Source organism: Thermus sp., assembly GCF_037444525.1.
In the GTDB taxonomy this organism is placed as follows: domain Bacteria; phylum Deinococcota; class Deinococci; order Deinococcales; family Thermaceae; genus Thermus.
Genome location: NZ_JBBIMD010000055.1, coordinates 1 through 15,573, shown reverse-complemented (window position 1 = coordinate 15,573; position 15,573 = coordinate 1). Strand labels below are relative to the sequence as shown.

Annotated in this window: 17 protein-coding genes, 5 tRNA genes and 2 pseudogenes; 12 read left to right on the top strand and 12 right to left on the bottom strand. The window is 66.4% G+C overall.

Annotation, left to right across the window (positions count from 1 at the left end):
* Positions 1-17: 17 nt before the first annotated feature.
* Positions 18-93, top strand: a tRNA-Gly gene (locus tag WKI94_RS09200).
* A gap of 34 nt (positions 94-127) precedes the next feature.
* On the opposite strand, the gene WKI94_RS09195 is transcribed toward WKI94_RS09200, so the two are convergent.
* The 7 genes from WKI94_RS09195 to pgeF are packed head-to-tail and all read right to left on the bottom strand — an operon-like array spanning position 128 to position 8,208.
* Positions 128-757 carry a histidine phosphatase family protein gene (locus WKI94_RS09195; RefSeq protein ID WP_337845451.1) on the bottom strand — a complete coding sequence of 210 codons (630 nt, stop codon included), beginning with the start codon at positions 755-757 and terminating at the stop codon, positions 128-130.
* Positions 754-1,755 carry a phosphoribosylformylglycinamidine cyclo-ligase gene (gene purM, locus WKI94_RS09190; protein ID WP_337845450.1) on the bottom strand — a complete coding sequence of 334 codons (1,002 nt, stop codon included), beginning with the start codon at positions 1,753-1,755 and terminating at the stop codon, positions 754-756. Before purM ends, WKI94_RS09195 begins: the two co-directional genes overlap by 4 nt.
* 4 nt (positions 1,756-1,759) lie before the next feature.
* Positions 1,760-3,190 carry an Asp-tRNA(Asn)/Glu-tRNA(Gln) amidotransferase subunit GatB gene (gatB, locus tag WKI94_RS09185; protein WP_337845449.1) on the bottom strand — a complete coding sequence of 477 codons (1,431 nt, stop codon included), beginning with the start codon at positions 3,188-3,190 and terminating at the stop codon, positions 1,760-1,762.
* Positions 3,191-3,207: 17 nt separating this feature from the next.
* A complete protein-coding gene (locus WKI94_RS09180) occupies positions 3,208-4,299 on the bottom strand; it encodes a type IV pilus twitching motility protein PilT (RefSeq protein WP_337845448.1) in 1,092 nt (363 codons plus the stop codon).
* Between the two features lie 11 nt (positions 4,300-4,310).
* Positions 4,311-6,971: a type IV pilus assembly ATPase PilB gene (pilB, locus tag WKI94_RS09175; protein WP_337845447.1), complete on the bottom strand. Its 2,661-nt coding sequence runs from the start codon at positions 6,969-6,971 to the stop codon at positions 4,311-4,313.
* Positions 6,968-7,453 (bottom strand): YqeG family HAD IIIA-type phosphatase, encoded by a 486-nt coding sequence (locus WKI94_RS09170; protein ID WP_337845446.1) that lies wholly within the window; start codon positions 7,451-7,453, stop codon positions 6,968-6,970. Before WKI94_RS09170 ends, pilB begins: the two co-directional genes overlap by 4 nt.
* A 35-nt stretch (positions 7,454-7,488) precedes the next feature.
* A complete protein-coding gene (gene pgeF, locus WKI94_RS09165) occupies positions 7,489-8,208 on the bottom strand; it encodes a peptidoglycan editing factor PgeF (RefSeq protein ID WP_337845445.1) in 720 nt (239 codons plus the stop codon).
* Positions 8,209-8,278: 70 nt separating this feature from the next.
* Between pgeF and WKI94_RS09160 the strand changes: the two genes are divergently transcribed.
* A complete protein-coding gene (locus WKI94_RS09160; RefSeq protein ID WP_337845444.1) occupies positions 8,279-8,683 on the top strand; it encodes a DUF4395 domain-containing protein in 405 nt (134 codons plus the stop codon).
* On the opposite strand, the gene ribH is transcribed toward WKI94_RS09160, so the two are convergent.
* Complete coding sequence (gene ribH, locus WKI94_RS09155) at positions 8,667-9,143, bottom strand: 6,7-dimethyl-8-ribityllumazine synthase (RefSeq protein ID WP_337845443.1); 477 nt, start codon at positions 9,141-9,143, stop codon at positions 8,667-8,669. The two genes, WKI94_RS09160 and ribH, sit on opposite strands and share 17 nt — an antisense overlap.
* A gap of 21 nt (positions 9,144-9,164) precedes the next feature.
* Between ribH and crcB the strand changes: the two genes are divergently transcribed.
* The 4 genes and pseudogenes from crcB (at position 9,165) to WKI94_RS09135 (ending at position 10,799) form a co-directional block, all read left to right on the top strand.
* Positions 9,165-9,542 carry a fluoride efflux transporter CrcB gene (crcB, locus tag WKI94_RS09150; protein WP_337845442.1) on the top strand — a complete coding sequence of 126 codons (378 nt, stop codon included), beginning with the start codon at positions 9,165-9,167 and terminating at the stop codon, positions 9,540-9,542.
* A gap of 4 nt (positions 9,543-9,546) precedes the next feature.
* On the top strand, positions 9,547-9,876 hold the full coding sequence (locus WKI94_RS09145; RefSeq protein ID WP_337845441.1) for a DUF190 domain-containing protein: 330 nt from the start codon (positions 9,547-9,549) through the stop codon (positions 9,874-9,876).
* Positions 9,877-9,920: 44 nt separating this feature from the next.
* Positions 9,921-10,527, top strand: a pseudogene (locus tag WKI94_RS09140) (sulfite oxidase-like oxidoreductase).
* A 43-nt stretch (positions 10,528-10,570) separates the two neighbouring features.
* Positions 10,571-10,799: pseudogene (locus tag WKI94_RS09135) on the top strand (hypothetical protein).
* Here WKI94_RS09135 and WKI94_RS09130 read toward each other — a convergent pair.
* Genes WKI94_RS09130 through WKI94_RS09120 form a run of 3 tightly spaced genes read right to left on the bottom strand, consistent with a single transcriptional unit; the run spans position 10,775 to position 12,760 of the window.
* Positions 10,775-11,578, bottom strand: coding sequence for a histidinol-phosphatase HisJ family protein (locus WKI94_RS09130; RefSeq protein WP_337845440.1), 804 nt, complete (start codon positions 11,576-11,578; stop codon positions 10,775-10,777). The pseudogene WKI94_RS09135 and the gene WKI94_RS09130 sit on opposite strands and share 25 nt — an antisense overlap.
* Positions 11,568-12,161 (bottom strand): hypothetical protein, encoded by a 594-nt coding sequence (locus tag WKI94_RS09125; RefSeq protein ID WP_337845452.1) that lies wholly within the window; start codon positions 12,159-12,161, stop codon positions 11,568-11,570. The genes WKI94_RS09130 and WKI94_RS09125 overlap by 11 nt, the downstream gene beginning before the upstream one ends.
* Before the next feature lie 8 nt (positions 12,162-12,169).
* Positions 12,170-12,760, bottom strand: a complete 591-nt coding sequence (locus WKI94_RS09120; protein ID WP_337845439.1) for a nicotinamidase — start codon at positions 12,758-12,760, stop codon at positions 12,170-12,172.
* Positions 12,761-12,814: 54 nt separating this feature from the next.
* Here WKI94_RS09120 and metF point away from each other — a divergent pair, with 54 nt between their 5' ends.
* Positions 12,815-13,732, top strand: coding sequence for a methylenetetrahydrofolate reductase [NAD(P)H] (metF, locus tag WKI94_RS09115; protein ID WP_337845438.1), 918 nt, complete (start codon positions 12,815-12,817; stop codon positions 13,730-13,732).
* Here the strand turns inward: metF and WKI94_RS09110 are convergent.
* Positions 13,680-14,972 (bottom strand): MBL fold metallo-hydrolase, encoded by a 1,293-nt coding sequence (locus WKI94_RS09110; RefSeq protein ID WP_337845437.1) that lies wholly within the window; start codon positions 14,970-14,972, stop codon positions 13,680-13,682. The two genes, metF and WKI94_RS09110, sit on opposite strands and share 53 nt — an antisense overlap.
* 70 nt (positions 14,973-15,042) lie before the next feature.
* Here WKI94_RS09110 and WKI94_RS09105 point away from each other — a divergent pair.
* The 5 genes from WKI94_RS09105 to WKI94_RS09085 all read left to right on the top strand — a co-directional run.
* Positions 15,043-15,118 (top strand) — tRNA-Thr (locus WKI94_RS09105).
* An 11-nt stretch (positions 15,119-15,129) separates the two neighbouring features.
* A tRNA-Tyr gene (locus tag WKI94_RS09100) sits at positions 15,130-15,215 on the top strand.
* Between the two features lie 25 nt (positions 15,216-15,240).
* A tRNA-Gly gene (locus WKI94_RS09095) sits at positions 15,241-15,316 on the top strand.
* Positions 15,317-15,319: 3 nt separating this feature from the next.
* Positions 15,320-15,395, top strand: a tRNA-Thr gene (locus WKI94_RS09090).
* Positions 15,396-15,459: 64 nt separating this feature from the next.
* Positions 15,460-15,573, top strand: a 114-nt coding sequence (locus WKI94_RS09085) for a GTP-binding protein (protein WP_337844550.1), incomplete at its 3' end; no start/stop codon positions are given.

The window sequence follows — 15,573 nt, the reverse complement described above, 5'->3', positions numbered from 1 at the left end:
CGGGGGATTTTGATTTTGCGGGAGTAGCTCAGTTGGTAGAGCACGACCTTGCCAAGGTCGGGGTCGCGGGTTCAAGTCCCGTCTCCCGCTCCACCATGGCCCCCCAGGCTTAAACCTGGGGGGCTTTTTATTTAAGGCTTTCGTCGGAAAGCCAGTCGGCCCAGGTTTCCAGGTGAGCGGCGTCCCCCACGGTGATCACCTCCCCTTCGGGGTGGAGGAGGCGGGTGATGGAGGTGTTCTGGATGTGGAACCTGCGCCAGGTTTCCCCCGGAAGGTCCAGGGCGAGCTTGAGGGCTGCCCGGATTACCCCACCGTGGGTGACCAGGAGGTGCCGTCCAGGGGGGAGGCTCTCCACGAAGGCTTGGAAGCGCTCCGCCAGTTCGGCCATGCTCTCTCCCCCAGGGCGGCGGGCGTTCCAGGGGTCGGCGGCGGCCTGCCGGAAGAAGTGGGGGAAGCGGGCCTCGGCTTCCTGGCGGGTCAGCCCCGCCAGCTCCCCCACGTGGATCTCTCGGAGGAGGGGGCTCGTCTTGAGGGGGAGGTTCAGGACCTGGGCCAGGGGTTCTGCGGTCTCCCGGGCCCGTCGGAGATCGGAGGCGTAGAGGCCGTCAAAACCCTGTTGGCTTCGGGCCAGACGTTCGGCTAGGCGGAAGGCCTGGCCGATGCCCCTGGGGGAAAGGGGGATATCCAGGTGGCCTTGGAAGCGTTTTTGTACGTTCCACTCCGTTTCCCCGTGCCGGATCAGCCAGAGCTCTTTCATACGAGGCGCACACCCTGCCCCGGGACCACCCAGCCTACCCGGTAGGCTTTCACCAGCCTCATGGCCCGCTCGGCCTCCCCTTCGGGCAGGAGGAGGAGGAGACCAAGGCCCATGTTGAAGACCCGGTACATCTCCTCTTCGGGGATCTGCCCTAGGCTTTGGAGGTAGGGGAAGACGGGGGGGATGGGCCAGGTGCCCCTTTGGATCTCCGCCCCTAGGCCCTCTGGGAGGGCCCGGGGTAGGTTCTCGTACACCCCGCCCCCGGTGATGTGGGCGATGGCGTGGACCTCCACCCCCTGGGCCTTCAGGGTTCTAAACTCCCGCAGGTAGGCCCGGTGAGGCCGGAGGAGGGCCGCTTTCAGGCTCTCCCCGAGCTCGGGGAGGGGGGCCTCGAGGTCCAACCCCTCCACCAGCCGGCGGATGAGGCTATACCCGTTGGTGTGGGGGCCCGAAGAGGGGAGGGCCAGGATGGCATCCCCTTCCCGCACCCGTTCGGGGCCCAGGATGGCCGTCCGCTCCACCACCCCCACCAGGGTCCCCACCACGTCCCAGGCCCCTTCCCGGTAGACCCCGGGCATCTCCGCGGTCTCGCCCCCTAGAAGGGGGATGCCCTGGGCCCGGCAGGCCTCGGCCAGGGAGCGGAGGAGGTCGGAAAGGATCTCGGGCTCCAGGCGGCTTGCTGCCAGGTAGTCCAGGAAGAAGAGGGGCTCCGCCCCCTGGCAGAGGAGGTCGTTCACGGAGTGGTTCACCAGGTCAAACCCGAGGCCGGAGACGTCCCCTACCCTTAGGGCCAGGAGGGTCTTGGTCCCCACCCCGTCCGTGGTGGCCACCAGGACCGGGTGGTCCATCCCCTTCAGCTTCCCCGCGTCCCATAGCCCCCCAAAAGCCCCAAGGCCCCTTAAGACCTCGGGGGTATAGGTGGCCTCCAGGGCTTCCCGGGCTCCCCGTAGGGCATCGGCCTTGGCCTCAATGTGGACGCCTGCGTCCTCGTACCGCACGGCCCTATCCTACCCCAAGGGCTTCTTGGAGGAGGCGGCGCACCAGCTCGGGCTTGGCCTGGCCCCGGGTTTTGCGCATCACGTAGCCCAAGAGGGCGTCCAGGGCCTTGAGCTTGCCTTCCTGCACGCTCTTGGCCGCTTCAGGGAGGGCGCTTAGGGCCTCCTCCACTACCCTTTTCAGGGCCTCCTCGTCCGCCACCACCCCAAGCCCCCGGGCCCGCACCAAGGCCTCGGGGTCCTCGCCTTCCAGGACCTCGGGAAGAAGGGCCTTGGCCACCCGGCTGGTGATCTCCCCCCGCTCAAAGAGGGCCAAAAGCCGGCTCAGGTTCTCCGGGGTGAGGCGGGTCTTTTCCAGGGCGAGGCCCCGTTCGTTTAAAAGCCCCACCACGTCCGCCAGGAGCCAGTTGGCCAGGGTCTTGGGGGTGGCAAGGCAGAGGGCCAAGGCCTGGTCAAAGAAGCGGGCGAGGCTTGGGGTGTAGGCCAGGGCCTCCGCCTCTTGGGGCCGTAGGCCCAAGGCCAGGTAGCGGGCCTCCTTGGCCCAGGGGAGCTCGGGCATACGGGCTTGGACCTCGAGGAGCCGCTCCTCCCGGATGGCCACCGGGGGCAGGTCGGGCTCGGGGAAGTAGCGGTAGTCCGCCTCCTCCTCCTTGGTGCGCATGGGGTAGGTCTTGCCGCTTCCCTCCTCAAAGCCCATGGTGGCCTGCTTCACCCGCTCGCCCCGCCTTAGGATCTCCGTCTGGCGGCGGATCTCGTACTCCAGGGCCCTTTGCACGCTCTTGAAGGAGTTCAGGTTCTTGATCTCCACCTTGGTGCCCAGGGGCTCCCCCGGGCGGCGCAGGGAGACGTTGACGTCGGCCCGCATCTTGCCCTCCTCGGGGCTAGCCTCGGAGACCCCAAGGGTCTGGGCCAGGGCCTGGATCCTTTGGAGGAAGAGCCGGGCCTCCTCGGGGGTCTTTAGGTCGGGCTCGGTGACGAGCTCAATCAAGGGGGTGCCTGCCCGGTTGAGGTCTAGAAGGGTGCGGTCCTCCAGGTGGAGGCTTTTCCCCGCGTCCTCCTCCAGGTGGAGTCTGCGGATGCGCACCGCCCTTTCCCCCAAGGGAAGCGCCCCTCCCTGGCCCAGGGGCAGGGTGTACTGGCTGATCTGGTAGTTCTTGGGGAGGTCGGGGTAGAAGTAGTTCTTGCGGTGGAAGAGGAGCCGATCGGGCACCCGGGCCCCGAGGGCCAGTGCCAGCATGAGGCCCAGGTTTAGGGCCTCCTCATTCGCCACGGGCAGGGTCCCCGGAAGGCCTAGGCAGACCGGGCAGACCTGGCTGTTAGGCGGGGTGCCGAAAGGGTCCGCGGGGCAGCCGCAGAAGATCTTGGTCCGGGTCTTGAGTTGAAGGTGCACCTCGAGGCCGATGACCGCCTCGAGGGGGCCGGTGGCCTCACCCCACATGGGCCCAGTTTACCGGATCACCTAGGCCGGACCTCCTTTTCCCCCACCCCCGCTAGGCGCATGAACTCCTTGGGGTCCACCGCCCGGGCCAGGCCCATCTCGTAGGTGATGAGCTTGCGCTTGTAGAGGTCCGCAAGGCAGGCGTCCATGGTGATCATCCCGTACTGCCCGCCGGTCTGGATCACGCTCCTGAGTTGGTGGCTCTTCCCCTCGCGGATGAGGGCCCTCACCGCGGGGGTGGCGATCATGAGCTCGTAGGCCAGGACCCGGCCGCCTCCAAAGGCCTTGGGCAAAAGTTGCTGGGTGAGCACGGCCACCAGGTTATTGGAAAGCTGCACCTTTACCTGCTCCTGTTGGTTCTCGGGGAAGACGTCAATGATGCGGTCTATGGTCTCGGGGGCGGAGTTGGTGTGCAGGGTCCCCATGACCAGGTGGCCGGTCTCCGCGGCGGTGATGGCCGCGGCGATGGTCTCGTAGTCCCGCATCTCCCCCACCAGGATCACGTCTGGGGCCTGGCGGAGCACGCTCCTTAGGGCCTTGTGGAAGCCGTGGGTGTCCGAGCCGATTTCCCGCTGGTTGATGATGGCCTTTTTGTGGCGGTGGAAGAACTCTATGGGGTCCTCTATGGTCACGATGTGCACGGGCTTGCGCTCGTTGATGTAGTCAATCATGGAGGCCAAGGTGGTGCTTTTGCCGCTACCCGTAGGCCCCGTGACCAGGACCAGGCCCCTGGGGCTTAGGGCGATGTCGGCGATGGCCTTGGGCAGGCCCAGTTCCTCAAAGCTCTTGATGGTGGCGGGCACCACCCGCAAGACCCCCCCCACGCTCCCCCGTTGGAGGAAGACGTTCACCCGGTAGCGCCCCTTGCCCGGGAGGCTAAAGGAGAAGTCCAGCTCCTTCTCCTCCTCAAAGACCCGCTGCTGCTTCTCGTCCATGAGGGCGTACATGAGGCGGCGGGTCTCCTGAGGGGTCAGGGGCTCGTACTCCGTGGGGTGGAACTCCCCGTCCACCTTGATCATGGGCGGAAGGCCCACGGTGATGACCAGGTCGCTGGCTCCCCGCTCCACGGCCAGGGAAAGCAGGTCTACGATGTCCGGTGCTTTCGGCATGGTGCACCCCTTTACTCAATGGTACGCGCCAGGACCTCCTCGAGGGTGGTGATCCCCTGGAGGGCCTTGTAAATCCCGTCTTCTCGCAAGGTCTTCATGCCCTTTTTCCGGGCGATCTCCTTGATCTCCGTGGCCGGCTTCCCCGCCGCGATGGCGTGGCGGATCTCGTCGTCCACCACCAGAAGCTCGTGGATGGCGTAGCGGCCCCTATAGCCTGTGCCCCCGCACCGCTCGCACCCCAGGCCCTTGTAGAGCTTGGCCCCCCGGATGTCCTCCTCGGAAAGGCCCAGGCGCCTTAGGGCCTCGGGGTCGGGGGTGATCTCGGTCTTGCACCCATCGCACACCTTGCGCACCAACCTCTGGGAGAGCACCCCGATGAGGGCCGCGGAGATGTTAAAGAGCTCCACCCCCATCTCTTCCAGGCGGGTGATGGCCTGGGCGGCATCGTTGGTGTGCAGGGTGGCGATGACCAGGTGGCCGGTGAGGGCAGCTTCAGTGGCGATCTTGGCGGTTTCCGAGTCCCGGATCTCCCCCACCATGATGATGTCTGGGTCCTGCCGCAGGAAGGCCCTAAGCGCGCGGGCGAAGGTGAGCCCGGCCTGGGGGTTGACCTGGGTCTGGTTGATGCCCGGGATCTCGTACTCCACGGGGTCCTCAATGGTCTGGGTGTTCTTGTCGGGGGTGGCGATGCGCTTCAGGATGGAGAAGGTGGTGAAGCTCTTCCCCGACCCTGTGGGCCCGGTGATGAGGAAGATCCCGTAGGGCTTGCTGATCACCTCCTTGAAGCGCTCGAAGACCCCGGGGGCAAACCCGAGTTCCTCAATCTCGGGGATGTCTGAGGCCTTCTTGAGAAGGCGCATCACCGCCTTCTCCCCGTAGACCGTGGGCAGGGTGGAAAGGCGGAGGTCCACCAGGATGCTTCCATCCCGGTAGCGGATGCGTCCGTCCTGGGGAAGGCGCTTTTCGGCGATGTCCAGCCCGGCCCGGGTCTTGATCACGTTGATGAGGGACGGGAGAAAGCTCCGCGAAAGGGTCGTATAGGTGCGCAAGGCGCCATCGATCCGCATACGGATGAGGAATTCTCTTGGCCGGGGCTCGATGTGGATGTCCGAGGCTTCTTTCAGGTAGGCCTCCCGGACCACCTGGCGGAAGAGCTTTTGTGCTTCTGACTCGTCCCCTATTGTGGTGGGTTCGGGTTCTTCTTCCTCCTCTTCCTGGAAGGTAAACTCCTTTTCCAGATCCAGGCTTTGGCTACCCTCTATGAGCCTGGCGATGGCCTCCTCGGTGGCTACCAGGGGCTGGATCTTGTAGTTCATCCCCTTAAGCCTCAGGATCTGGCCTACGGTGTCGTAGGCAAATGTGTTCCTGGGGTCCCGCATGAGGAGGTAGAGGGTCTGCCCCTCCACCCGGTGGGGGTAGACCCCGTAGCGCTTCATCTCCTCCACTGGCAGGAGGCCCTTGAGACTGGGGTCTGGGGGTTCTTCCCTTGGGTCTACGTAGCGGTAGCCCGTTTGGGCGGCAATGGCCTGGGCTAGGGCCTCGGGCTTGAGCTTCCCTGACTGGACCAGGGTGTCCTCGAGGCGGCCTCCCCCCTGCCGCTGTTTCTTGAGGGCCTCCTCCACGTCCTCGGGGCGGACCAGGCCTAGCTCCACCAGGATCTCCCCCAGGGGCTTGGCCTTGGGGAGGGTTTCCTGGACCGCCAGGGCCTCTTTTAGGGCCTCCCGGGAGAGCTTGCCTTCCTGGACCAGCACCTCCCCGAGCCGCCCCTTTTCCGGGTAGGCGCGGTGGAAGAGGGCTTCCCAAGCCTTGGGGAGGGTGAGGTAGAAGCGGGCGGGCCGGCCCAAGAGCTCCTCCACCTGGGCCTTGTGCCGGGGGTCGGAGAGGATTACCTCCACCTTGCCGTCCCTAAGCCCCACTGGCACCGCCCCGTAGCGGAGGGCATCGGAGCGGAGGAGGAGTCGGTTGGCCTCAGGGGAGGGGGTAAGCCCTGCGGTGTCCTCCAGGAACTCCAGGCCGTTCTGCTCCGCCAGGACCCGGTAGAGGGTCTTCTCGTCCAGCCCCTTTCGCACCAGGATCCGCCCCAGGAGGTCCCCTGTTTTCTCCTGTTCCACCAAGGCCTCTTCTAAGGTTTCCCGGCCGATGAGCCCCTTCGCCACCAACAGCTCCCCCAGGCGCATCTCCTCCCAGCTGGGCCCTGAGGGGGGTGGGGGTACGGGGAGGCCGAGCTCGGGGTAGGCCTTGGCCAGAGCATAGAGGAAACTGCTCTTGGTGGTCTGGTAGGGTTCCACCACCAGGCCGGTGAGGTCCTCCACCTCCTCTAGGGCCAGGGTGTCCAGGGGGTTTACGAAGGCCACCCGCACCACGCCCGCCTCCTCGTCCAGGGCGAAGGGGATGGCCTGGAGCTCCTTGGCCTTCTCCGCGGGGAGCAGGGCCCGGGCCCTGGGGGGGATCTCCAGGGTGTGGAGCTCCACCAGGGGGATGCCGAAGTGGTCCTCTATGGCCTGGGCGATGCGGCGCTCGGAGAGGAGGCCCATGTCCACGATGACCTCCGCCAGGGATCCCCCCACCTCCCGGTGCCGCTCCAGGGCCATCTGGAGCTCCTCGTCCGTGAGGAGGCCCGCGTCCAGGAGGATGGCCCCTAGCCGTTTATCGCCGATGGTCAAGACGCTCATGGTTCCGTGCCCTCCCAGGGTCTTCTAAATGGAGTTTCCAATAGCCGTATGAAACGGGTGTAAAAGAACTCCTGCTCCCGAAGAGGGGGGACCAGGACCGTGTAGGCCCCAAGAAGGTTCCCACCCAGGATGTCCGTGAAGACCTGGTCCCCCACCACCGCCACCTCCCGCGCGGGGAGGCCTAGGGCCTTTAGGGCCTTCCTGAAGCCCGCCCAGGGCTTTAGGGCAGGGGCATGGCCGGGAAGGCCCAACTTGTTTTGGATGCGGGCAAAGCGCTCGGGTAGGGCGTTGGAGAGGAGGTAGACCGGCACCGCCCTCCTAAGCTCCTCCAGCCAGGCCAGATGGGCCTCGGGCACCTCCTCTTCCCCGTAGGGGAGCAAGGTGTTGTCCAGGTCCAGGATGACCCCCTTTAATCCCCGCTCCCGAAGCCAGGCGGGGGTGAGGTGGAGGAGGGAGGGAAGGGCGGCCTTGGGCCGGAGCATGCCCCTATTGTGCCACGCACCCCCTTACAAGGGGCTTAAAGAAGAACGAGCCCCCACATCCGTCCCGTCCTGCCCCGGTCCCGGCGGTGGGAGAAGAGGGTGGGCTCGCAGTGGGTGCAAAGCCCCACCCGGTAGATCTGCCCCTCGTGGATCCCCCCCCGCCGGGCCTGGAGGAGGAGGGCGGCCTCGAGGTCCAGAAGGTACTTCCCCGGGGCGCGGGGATCGGGGCGGAAGGTGGGGAGGCCAGCTTCTTGGAAGCGCTCCGCCACCTCCTCCCCCACCTGGTAGCACCCACCCCCGATGCCGGGGCCGATGGCCAGGTGGGTCTTCCTAGGGTCCAGCCCCGCTCCTTCCAAAAGGGCGAGGGCCTTGGGGAGGATTCCCCCCACCACCCCCCGCCAGCCCGCGTGGAGGGCTCCCACGGCCCCCCCAGGGTGCCAGAGGAGGACCGGGTAGCAGTCCGCCACCCCCACCCGGAGGAGGAGGCCCTTTTCCCGGGTGAGGAGGCCATCTCCCTCCCACACCCCAGGGCCTTCCGCCCAGTGGACCACGGTGCCGTGCACCTGCCGGAGAGCGGCCACCCTAGGGTTCCCGAAGGCCAGGAGGACCCGGCGCTGGTTCTCGGCCACCTTGAGGGGATCGTCCCCGGTGGCGGGGGAGAGGTTTAGGCTCCAGAAGGGACCCTCCGAGACCCCCCCAAGCCGGGTGGTGAAGCCGTGGGGGGTGGGGAGGGGGGTGGTGAGGAGGGGAACCATGCCCCCATTCTGCTAGGGAAGTGTGCCCAAATACCCCTTATCTCCATAGGCTTAGGTGTATGCTAAGATTATGCGGACGGACCGGAACCAGCTCCGCTTCAACCAGGCCCTGCTGGTGGTTTTCCTCCCCCTGGCGGCCCTTATGGACTGGCCTTGGCTGGTCTTCCTCCTCTTCCTCCTGATGGCCAGCCAGCACACCCCCTGGGACCTCATGGTGGCCCTAAAGCGCCTCCTCCGGGTTCCCCCAACCCCCGTGGAGGAGGACCCAAGGCCCCACCGCTTCGCCCGCTCCTTGGGGGCGGTTTTCCTGGGCCTTGCCTCCTTGGCCCTACTCCTGGGCCTTAAGGGGCTTGGCTACGGCCTGGCCCTCCTCGTGGCCCTCCTGGCCTGCATCAACCTGGCCTTCGGCTTCTGCCTGGGCTGCTTCCTCTACCTCCACCTGCGCTACGCCCGGGCCCTCATAACCGGGCGATAGCCTCCAAGAGCTTCACCATCTCTATGGCGGTGAAGACCGCCTCCGCCCCCTTGTTCCCCGCCTTGCCGCCGGCGCGCTCCTGGGCTTCTTCTGAGGTGTTGGTGGTGAGGACCCCGAAGACGATGGGCTTTTCCGTCTGGAGCATGGCCTGCATAAGCCCTCCCGCTGCCTGGGCGGCCACGTATTCAAAGTGGGGGGTCTCCCCCCGGATTACCGCCCCCAAGGCCACCACCGCGTCCACGTCGGGGCGCTGGGCCAGGCGCTTGGCCACCAGGGGAAGCTCAAAGGAGCCCGGCACCCACACCACCAGGACCTCCTTGGGGTCCCCCCCGAGGCGGGCGTAGGCCTCCAGGGCCCCTTCCAAAAGGAGCTTGGTCACCCGCTCGTTGAACCGGCCCACGGCCACCGCGAGGCGCACGCCCTTGGCCGTGAGGATAGGGGATAGGGTCTTGCCCTGCACGAGGACCACTATACTCCGGCCATGGAGCGCTACCTCCTAGTGGCTTTGGGGGGGGCTTTGGGCTCGGTGCTCCGCTATGGGCTTGGGGCCTGGGTGCAAGGGCTTTGGGGGCCCTCCTTCCCCTACAGCACCCTCCTCGTAAACCTCCTGGGGAGCTTTTTCATCGGCCTGGTCCTGCGGTTTTCCCTGGAAGGGGTTCTTTCCGGGGAGGGGCGGCTTTTCCTGGCGGTGGGGGTCTTGGGGGGGTTTACCACCTTTTCCACCTTCAGCTACGAGCTTTTGGCCCTGGTCCAGGGCGGGGAGTGGGCCAAGGCCCTCCTCTACGCCAGCTTGAGCCTCCTCCTGGGCTTTCTGATGGTCTTCCTGGGCTACCGGCTGGGCGGGGCCTTGGTAGGCTAGGGGTATGGGGCTCAAGGGGGAGGCCAAGCTTCTCAGGGTCTTCATCGGCGAGTCGGACCGCCACGGGGGGCGGCCCCTCTATGAGGCCATTGTCCTCGAGGCCCGCCGCATGGGCCTCGCCGGGGCCACGGTTTTCAAGGGCTTCATGGGCTACGGGGCCCACTCCAAGATCCACACCGCCAAGATCCTCCAACTCTCCGAGGACCTGCCGGTGATGGTGGAGATCGTGGACGAGGAGGCCAAGATCCAGGCCTTTTTGCCTGTGCTGGAGGGGATGATGAAGGAAGGCCTGGTTACCTTGGAGAAGGTGGAGGTCATCCGCTACCAGGGGTGAGCTGGGCCCCACTTTCCCGAAAGGCCTTCCGCTAGGCTTGGGGCATGGAAGGGCGGGTTCCTCCTGGCCAGGTCCTCACGGAGCGCTTTCCCATCCTCACCTACGGGGAAATGCCTCTCATCACCCCAGAAACCTGGACCTTTGAGATCCGGGGCCTGGTGGAAACGCCCCTTCGCTTCACCTACCAGGACCTCCTCCATGAGCGCCAGGTGAACCTCACCCGGGACTTCCACTGCGTCACCCGTTGGAGCCGCCTGGACGTGGCCTGGGGGGGGGGTAAGGGTGAAGGACCTTTTGGAAAGGGCCCGGCCCAAGCCCGAGGCGGTGGCCGCCTTGGTCCACGCCTACGGGGGCTACACCACCAACCTTCTCCTGGAGGATCTCGTGCGGGAGGATGCCCTCCTGGCCCACACCCTTTTCGGCAAGCCCCTCCCCCGGGAGCGGGGGGGGCCGGTGCGCCTCCTCGTGCCCCACCTCTACGCCTGGAAGAGCGCCAAGTGGGTGCGGGCCATAGAGCTTCTGGACCACCTGGAGCTGGGCTTCTGGGAGCGGCACGGCTACCACTGGCGGGGGGATCCTTGGCGGGAGGAGCGCTTCCAGGAGGGGCCGGTGCCGGGGCATCTCCTGAGATTTAGAAGCAGAAAACCTTAGCATAATATTATCATGGGGGTGCCTATGGAGGCCCTAAAGCAGTGTGGAAGAGGCCCTAAAGGCGTACCGGGACTGCGAGGAACGGGAGGCCAGCGCCTACGGGCCCGAGTACGAACGGGTGACCTTCATGGAATGGGAAGCCCCGGCCCCCGACCCCTGCGCGGAGGCTTTCCAGGGCCTGGTGGGCGCGGTGCGGGCCTACGAGGCCCAGGGAGGACCTGGACCTGGGGGTCCACCGGGAGCGGGTCTACCGGGCGCTCTCCAAGGGGTAGGCCACGGGCTTCCCCTCCCGGAAGTAGTGGGCTTCCCGGTAGCCGGCTTCCAGGAGGAGGCGCCCCGTTTCGGGGAAGGCGTGGCCCACCTCCAGGGGGTCGTGGGCGTCCGAGCCCAGGACCACCCCGATGCCCATCTCCCGGGCCCTTCGGAGGAGGGCCGGGGCGGGGTAGATTTCCTCCACGGGCTTCCTCAGGCCCGCGGTGTTCACGTCTAGGAAAAGCCCCGCTTCGGCCATGGCCTTAAGGGCGGGTTCCGCCAACTCCAAAAGGGCCTCCTCAGGGAGGCGGTGGCCGAACTTCTTGGGCAGGTCCAGGTGGCCGATGGCGTGGAAAAGGCCGCTCCTTGCTGCCTGGGCCACCTCCTGGAAGTAGGCCCGGTAGATCTCCTTAAGGTCTCGCCAGCCGTACTCCTCCTGGTGGTCGGGGTGGTCCAGGGGCCAGGCCCCCAGGTAGTGGACGCTCCCGATAACGTAGTCAAAGGGGTAACTCCTCAGGAGGTGGCGTACGAAGGCCTCCGTCCCCGGGTGGTAGTCGGCCTCGAGGCCGATGCCCACGTAGAGGTCCGGGTTTTTCTCCCGTACCCGTTCCAGGGCCAGGAGGTAAAAGGGGAGCTCCGCGAGGCCCATGCGGCTTCCTGGGTCGTACCAGGGAGGCATGGGGCTGTGGTCGGTGAAGACCAGCCCCCTTAGCCCCTTTTTGCGGGCCTGGAAGAGGTACTCCTCTGGCGCGCCCTCCGCGTGGCCGCACAGGGGGGTGTGGACGTGGCTATCCACCATGCTCCCACTCTATCCGCACCACCACCCCCCGGTGGGCGAAGACCACCACCCTTTCCCCCAGGGCCTTGGAGAGTTCCAGGGAAAAGAAAGGGTCTTCCCCCACCTCCCCCGCCTCCTGGACCAGGTAAGGGATGAAGGGAGGGAGGAGGCGGGGGTGCCGTTCCAGGATGGCCTCCACCCGGAAGGCTCCTGCCCAGAGGCGTTTGAGGGCGAAGAGGGCCTCCTGGGGCGTGGGGGCCGGATGGGGTCCCCCCCCCAGGGGGCGCACCACAAAGGGCCCCCGCCCCTTTACGGCCTCCAGAAAGGCCTCCGCCCTTTCGGGCAGGAGGTAGCTTTCCCGGACACTCCTTTGGGCCTCCTCCGCCGCCCAAAGGAGCCTTTCCTCATCCACCCGCACCCCAAACACCCCCGCGAAGAGCCTCTCTATCCGCTCGGGCAGGTTGTTGAGCCGGTAGAACTCCTCCTCCAGGGCCACCGCCCAGGTGGGGACCACGGGAAAGCCCAAGGCCTTGGCCCTTTGGAGGAGGGCCAGCTCCCCAAGGCTTGGGGCCCTTTCCAGGGGGATTATTCCAGGGTCTGCCAAGGGCACCCTCAGACGAAGCGCACCCCTTCCGCCCAGGTGATCTTCCCTTGGTAGAGGAAGGCCACCTGGCGCAAGGTGGCCTGGAGGTCAAAGGGGGTGAGGGCGCTGGTGGCGTCCTCGGGAAGGACCACCTCGTACCAGCGGAGGGCGGCGGAGCCCGCGGTGTGCAGGACGCAGATGTTGGCCACGGTGCCCGTGACCACCACCCGCTTCACCCCCCATAGGTGCAGGTAGTGGTCCAGGGGGGTGCCGTAGAAGGCGTCGTAGCGGACCTTCTGAATGACCAGGTCCCCCGGTTCTGGCCGGAGTTCTTCCAGGATCTCTGCTCCCCAGGTGCCGGCCACCGCGTGCCGGGGCCAGATCCGAAACTCCGGGTCGTCCTCCCGGTGCCAGTCTTGGGTGTAGACCACCCGCACCCCCTTGGCCCGGGCCTTCTCCAAAAGGTGCCGGATGGCGGGGACGCTTTTGGGGGCGTCGGGCACGAAGAGGGCCCCTTGGGGATGGGCGAAATCGTTTTGCATATCCACCACGATGAGGGCGGTCTCCACCGCAGGGAGCTCCAGGGCTTCCGCTTTGGGGATTTCGGGCACTTCCACCATACCTTTATTCTGCCACCCTTGACCGGGGGTGGGGGAGGGGCTACACTTGGGCGCATGAAAATACGGGACCTTCTCCGTCAGGGTCCCAGGCCCCTCTTCTCCTTTGAGTTCTTCCCCCCCAAGACGAAGGAAGGGGAGGAGGCCCTTTTCCGCACTGTTTCTGAGCTCAAGGCCTTCCGTCCGGCCTTCGTCTCCATCACCTACGGGGCCATGGGGAGCACCCGCGCCCTGAGCGCGGCCTGGGCGAAGCGCCTTCTGGAGATGGGCTTAAACGCCCTGGCCCACCTCACCGTGGCGGGGCAGAGCCGGAAAGAGGTGGGGGAGGTGTTGGAGGGCCTGGTGGGGGTGGGAGTGGAGAACGTCCTGGCCCTCCGGGGGGACCCGCCCCAGGGGCAAAGGGTCTTTGTTCCCCATCCCGAGGACTTCCGCTACGCCTCGGAGCTGGTGGCCTTCATCCGGGAGCGCTACGGGGAGGCCCTGTCGGTGGGGGGGGCGGCTTACCCTGAGGGCCACCCGGAAAGCGAGAGCCTCGAGGCCGACCTCCGCCACTTCAAGGCCAAGGTGGAGGCGGGGCTGGACTTCGCCATCACCCAACTCTTCTTCAACAACGCCCACTACTTTGGCTTTCTGGAAAGGGCCCGGCGCGCAGGCATCGCCATCCCCATCCTGCCCGGGATCATGCCCATCACCAGCTACCAGCAGCTCCGCCGCTTCACCGAGGTCTGCGGGGCCAGCATCCCAGGCCCCCTCCTCTCCCGGCTGGAGCGCCACCAGCAAGACCCCAAGGCCATCCTGGAGATCGGGGTGGAGCACGCCACACGCCAGGTGGCCGAGCTGCTGGAGGCGGGGGTGGAGGGCGTGCACTTCTATACCCTGAACAAGAGCCCCGCCACCCGTATGGTCCTGGAGCGGCTGGGCTTCAGACCGGAACCTCTTCCCCAAAGGACCCCAGGCTCACCTCCTGCCCCCTGAGGGCCAAGAGCTTCCCCAGGGCCAGGAGCTTTTCCTCTTCCCCGTGGACCAGGACCACCCGCTTCTGGCCGGCAAGCCAGTCCAGAAGCTCGTCCTGCCCCGCATGCCCGGAGAAGCCGCCCAGGGTGTGGACCTCCGCCTTTAGGGGTACGGACTCCCCCAGGATGCTCACCCGCTCTGGGCGGGCGATGATCTCCGCCCCTAGACCTCCCCTGGGCTGGTAGCCCACAAAGACCAGGGCGTTTTTGGGGTCCCGGAGGCCGTGCTTCAGGTGGTGGAGGATCCGCCCCCCGTGGAGCATGCCGCTGCCCGCCAGGACCACCATGGGCCCGGGGGTCCGGTTTAGGGCCTTGGACTCCTCCACGCTTTCCACCACCTCTAGGCCTCGAGGCCAGAAGGGGTTCTGCCCTTTCAGGAAGTGGGCCTGCACCTCTTCGCTGAAGTAGGAGACCAGCCGGGGGTAAAGCTCCAGCACCCGGCCCGCCATGGGGGAGTCCAGGTAGATGGGGGTCCGGGGCAGGTGGTGGCCGTTTTGGTAAAGGAGGTAAAGGATTTCCTGCGCCCGCTCCACGGCGAAGGTGGGGATGAAGACCTTTCCTCCCCGGCCCAGGACCCGCTCCAGGATTTCCAGAAACTCCGTCACCGTGGCGGCAAAGGGGCGGTGAGGCCGGTCACCGTAGGTGCCCTCCGAAACCGCCAGGTCGGCAGGCGGGGGCAGGGAAGGGTCGGGGAGGACGGTCTTTTCCCGGTTGCCCAGGTCCCCGCTGTAGACCAGGGTCCGCCCTTCCCCATGGGCCACCACGAAGGCGCTTCCCGGAAGGTGCCCCGCCTGGCCGAAGGAGAAGCTTAGGCCGTCCAGTCGGAGCCACTCCCCGTACTCCAGGGGCCTTAGGTGCGCGTAGAGGGCCTCGAGGTCCTCCTCGGAAAAGAAAGGCTCCTCCATCACCCGTAACGCGTCTTCCAGAACGATGCGCATGAGGAGAAGGGTGGCCCGGGTGGCGTAGACGGGGCCTCGGTAGCCCTCCCGGAAGAGACGGGGAAGCCGGCCCACGTGGTCCAGGTGGGTGTGGGTGAGGAGCACCGCGTCCAACCCTTTGGGATCAAAGCCCAAAGGCCCCCGGTTCCGCTCCTCCTTCTGCTGGAACATCCCACAGTCCAGAAGGACCCGCTTCCCTTCCGCAAGGAGCAGGTGGCAGCTTCCCGTAACCTCCCGAGCGGCCCCAAAAGGTACGATGCGCATGCCCTTATCTTGACACTAAGGGGCCGGTGTGCTAGCCTATACCCTCGGACAGGGTCCCATCCCCGGTCCCGCCACCCTAGCTCAATCGGCAGAGCACCCGACTTGTAATCGGGGGGTTGGGGGTTCAACTCCCCTGGGTGGCTCCAAAAGGGAGCGTGGGCAGGTGCCCGAGCGGCCAAAGGGGACGGTCTGTAAAACCGTTGGCGCAAGCCTACGCTGGTTCGAATCCAGCCCTGCCCACCAAAAGGTGTGCCCGGCACACCGCCATGCGGGAGTAGCTCAGTTGGTAGAGCATCGGCTTCCCAAGCCGAGGGTCGCGGGTTCGAGTCCCGTCTCCCGCTCCACGAGCTCGCGTAGCTCAGCAGGTAGAGCACACCCTTGGTAAGGGTGAGGTCGCCGGTTCGAGCCCGGCCGCGAGCTCCATTTTTTTGACTGCCCTGGTGACCCCCAGGGCAGCTTTGGCGTGCAAGAAAGAAGGAGGACAGCGATGGCCAAGGGCGAGTTTATCCGCACGAAGCCTCACGTGAACGTGGGGACGATTGGGCACGTGGACCACGGGAAGACGACGTTGACTGCGGCGTTGACGTTTGTTGCGGCGGCG

Coding starts and splice junctions, on each gene's coding strand:
- WKI94_RS09195 (WP_337845451.1), bottom strand. CDS start 757: ATGAAAGAGCTCTGGCTGATCCGGCACGGGGAAACGGAGTGGAACGTA.
- WKI94_RS09110 (WP_337845437.1), bottom strand. CDS start 14,972: ATGCGCATCGTACCTTTTGGGGCCGCTCGGGAGGTTACGGGAAGCTGC.
- WKI94_RS09145 (WP_337845441.1), top strand. CDS start 9,547: ATGGGGCTCAAGGGGGAGGCCAAGCTTCTCAGGGTCTTCATCGGCGAG.
- WKI94_RS09130 (WP_337845440.1), bottom strand. CDS start 11,578: ATGGTGGATAGCCACGTCCACACCCCCCTGTGCGGCCACGCGGAGGGC.
- metF (WP_337845438.1), top strand. CDS start 12,815: ATGAAAATACGGGACCTTCTCCGTCAGGGTCCCAGGCCCCTCTTCTCC.
- gatB (WP_337845449.1), bottom strand. CDS start 3,190: ATGTGGGGTGAGGCCACCGGCCCCCTCGAGGCGGTCATCGGCCTCGAG.
- pgeF (WP_337845445.1), bottom strand. CDS start 8,208: ATGGTTCCCCTCCTCACCACCCCCCTCCCCACCCCCCACGGCTTCACC.
- WKI94_RS09120 (WP_337845439.1), bottom strand. CDS start 12,760: ATGGTGGAAGTGCCCGAAATCCCCAAAGCGGAAGCCCTGGAGCTCCCT.
- pilB (WP_337845447.1), bottom strand. CDS start 6,971: ATGAGCGTCTTGACCATCGGCGATAAACGGCTAGGGGCCATCCTCCTG.
- WKI94_RS09160 (WP_337845444.1), top strand. CDS start 8,279: ATGCGGACGGACCGGAACCAGCTCCGCTTCAACCAGGCCCTGCTGGTG.
- WKI94_RS09180 (WP_337845448.1), bottom strand. CDS start 4,299: ATGCCGAAAGCACCGGACATCGTAGACCTGCTTTCCCTGGCCGTGGAG.
- crcB (WP_337845442.1), top strand. CDS start 9,165: ATGGAGCGCTACCTCCTAGTGGCTTTGGGGGGGGCTTTGGGCTCGGTG.
- WKI94_RS09170 (WP_337845446.1), bottom strand. CDS start 7,453: ATGCTCCGGCCCAAGGCCGCCCTTCCCTCCCTCCTCCACCTCACCCCC.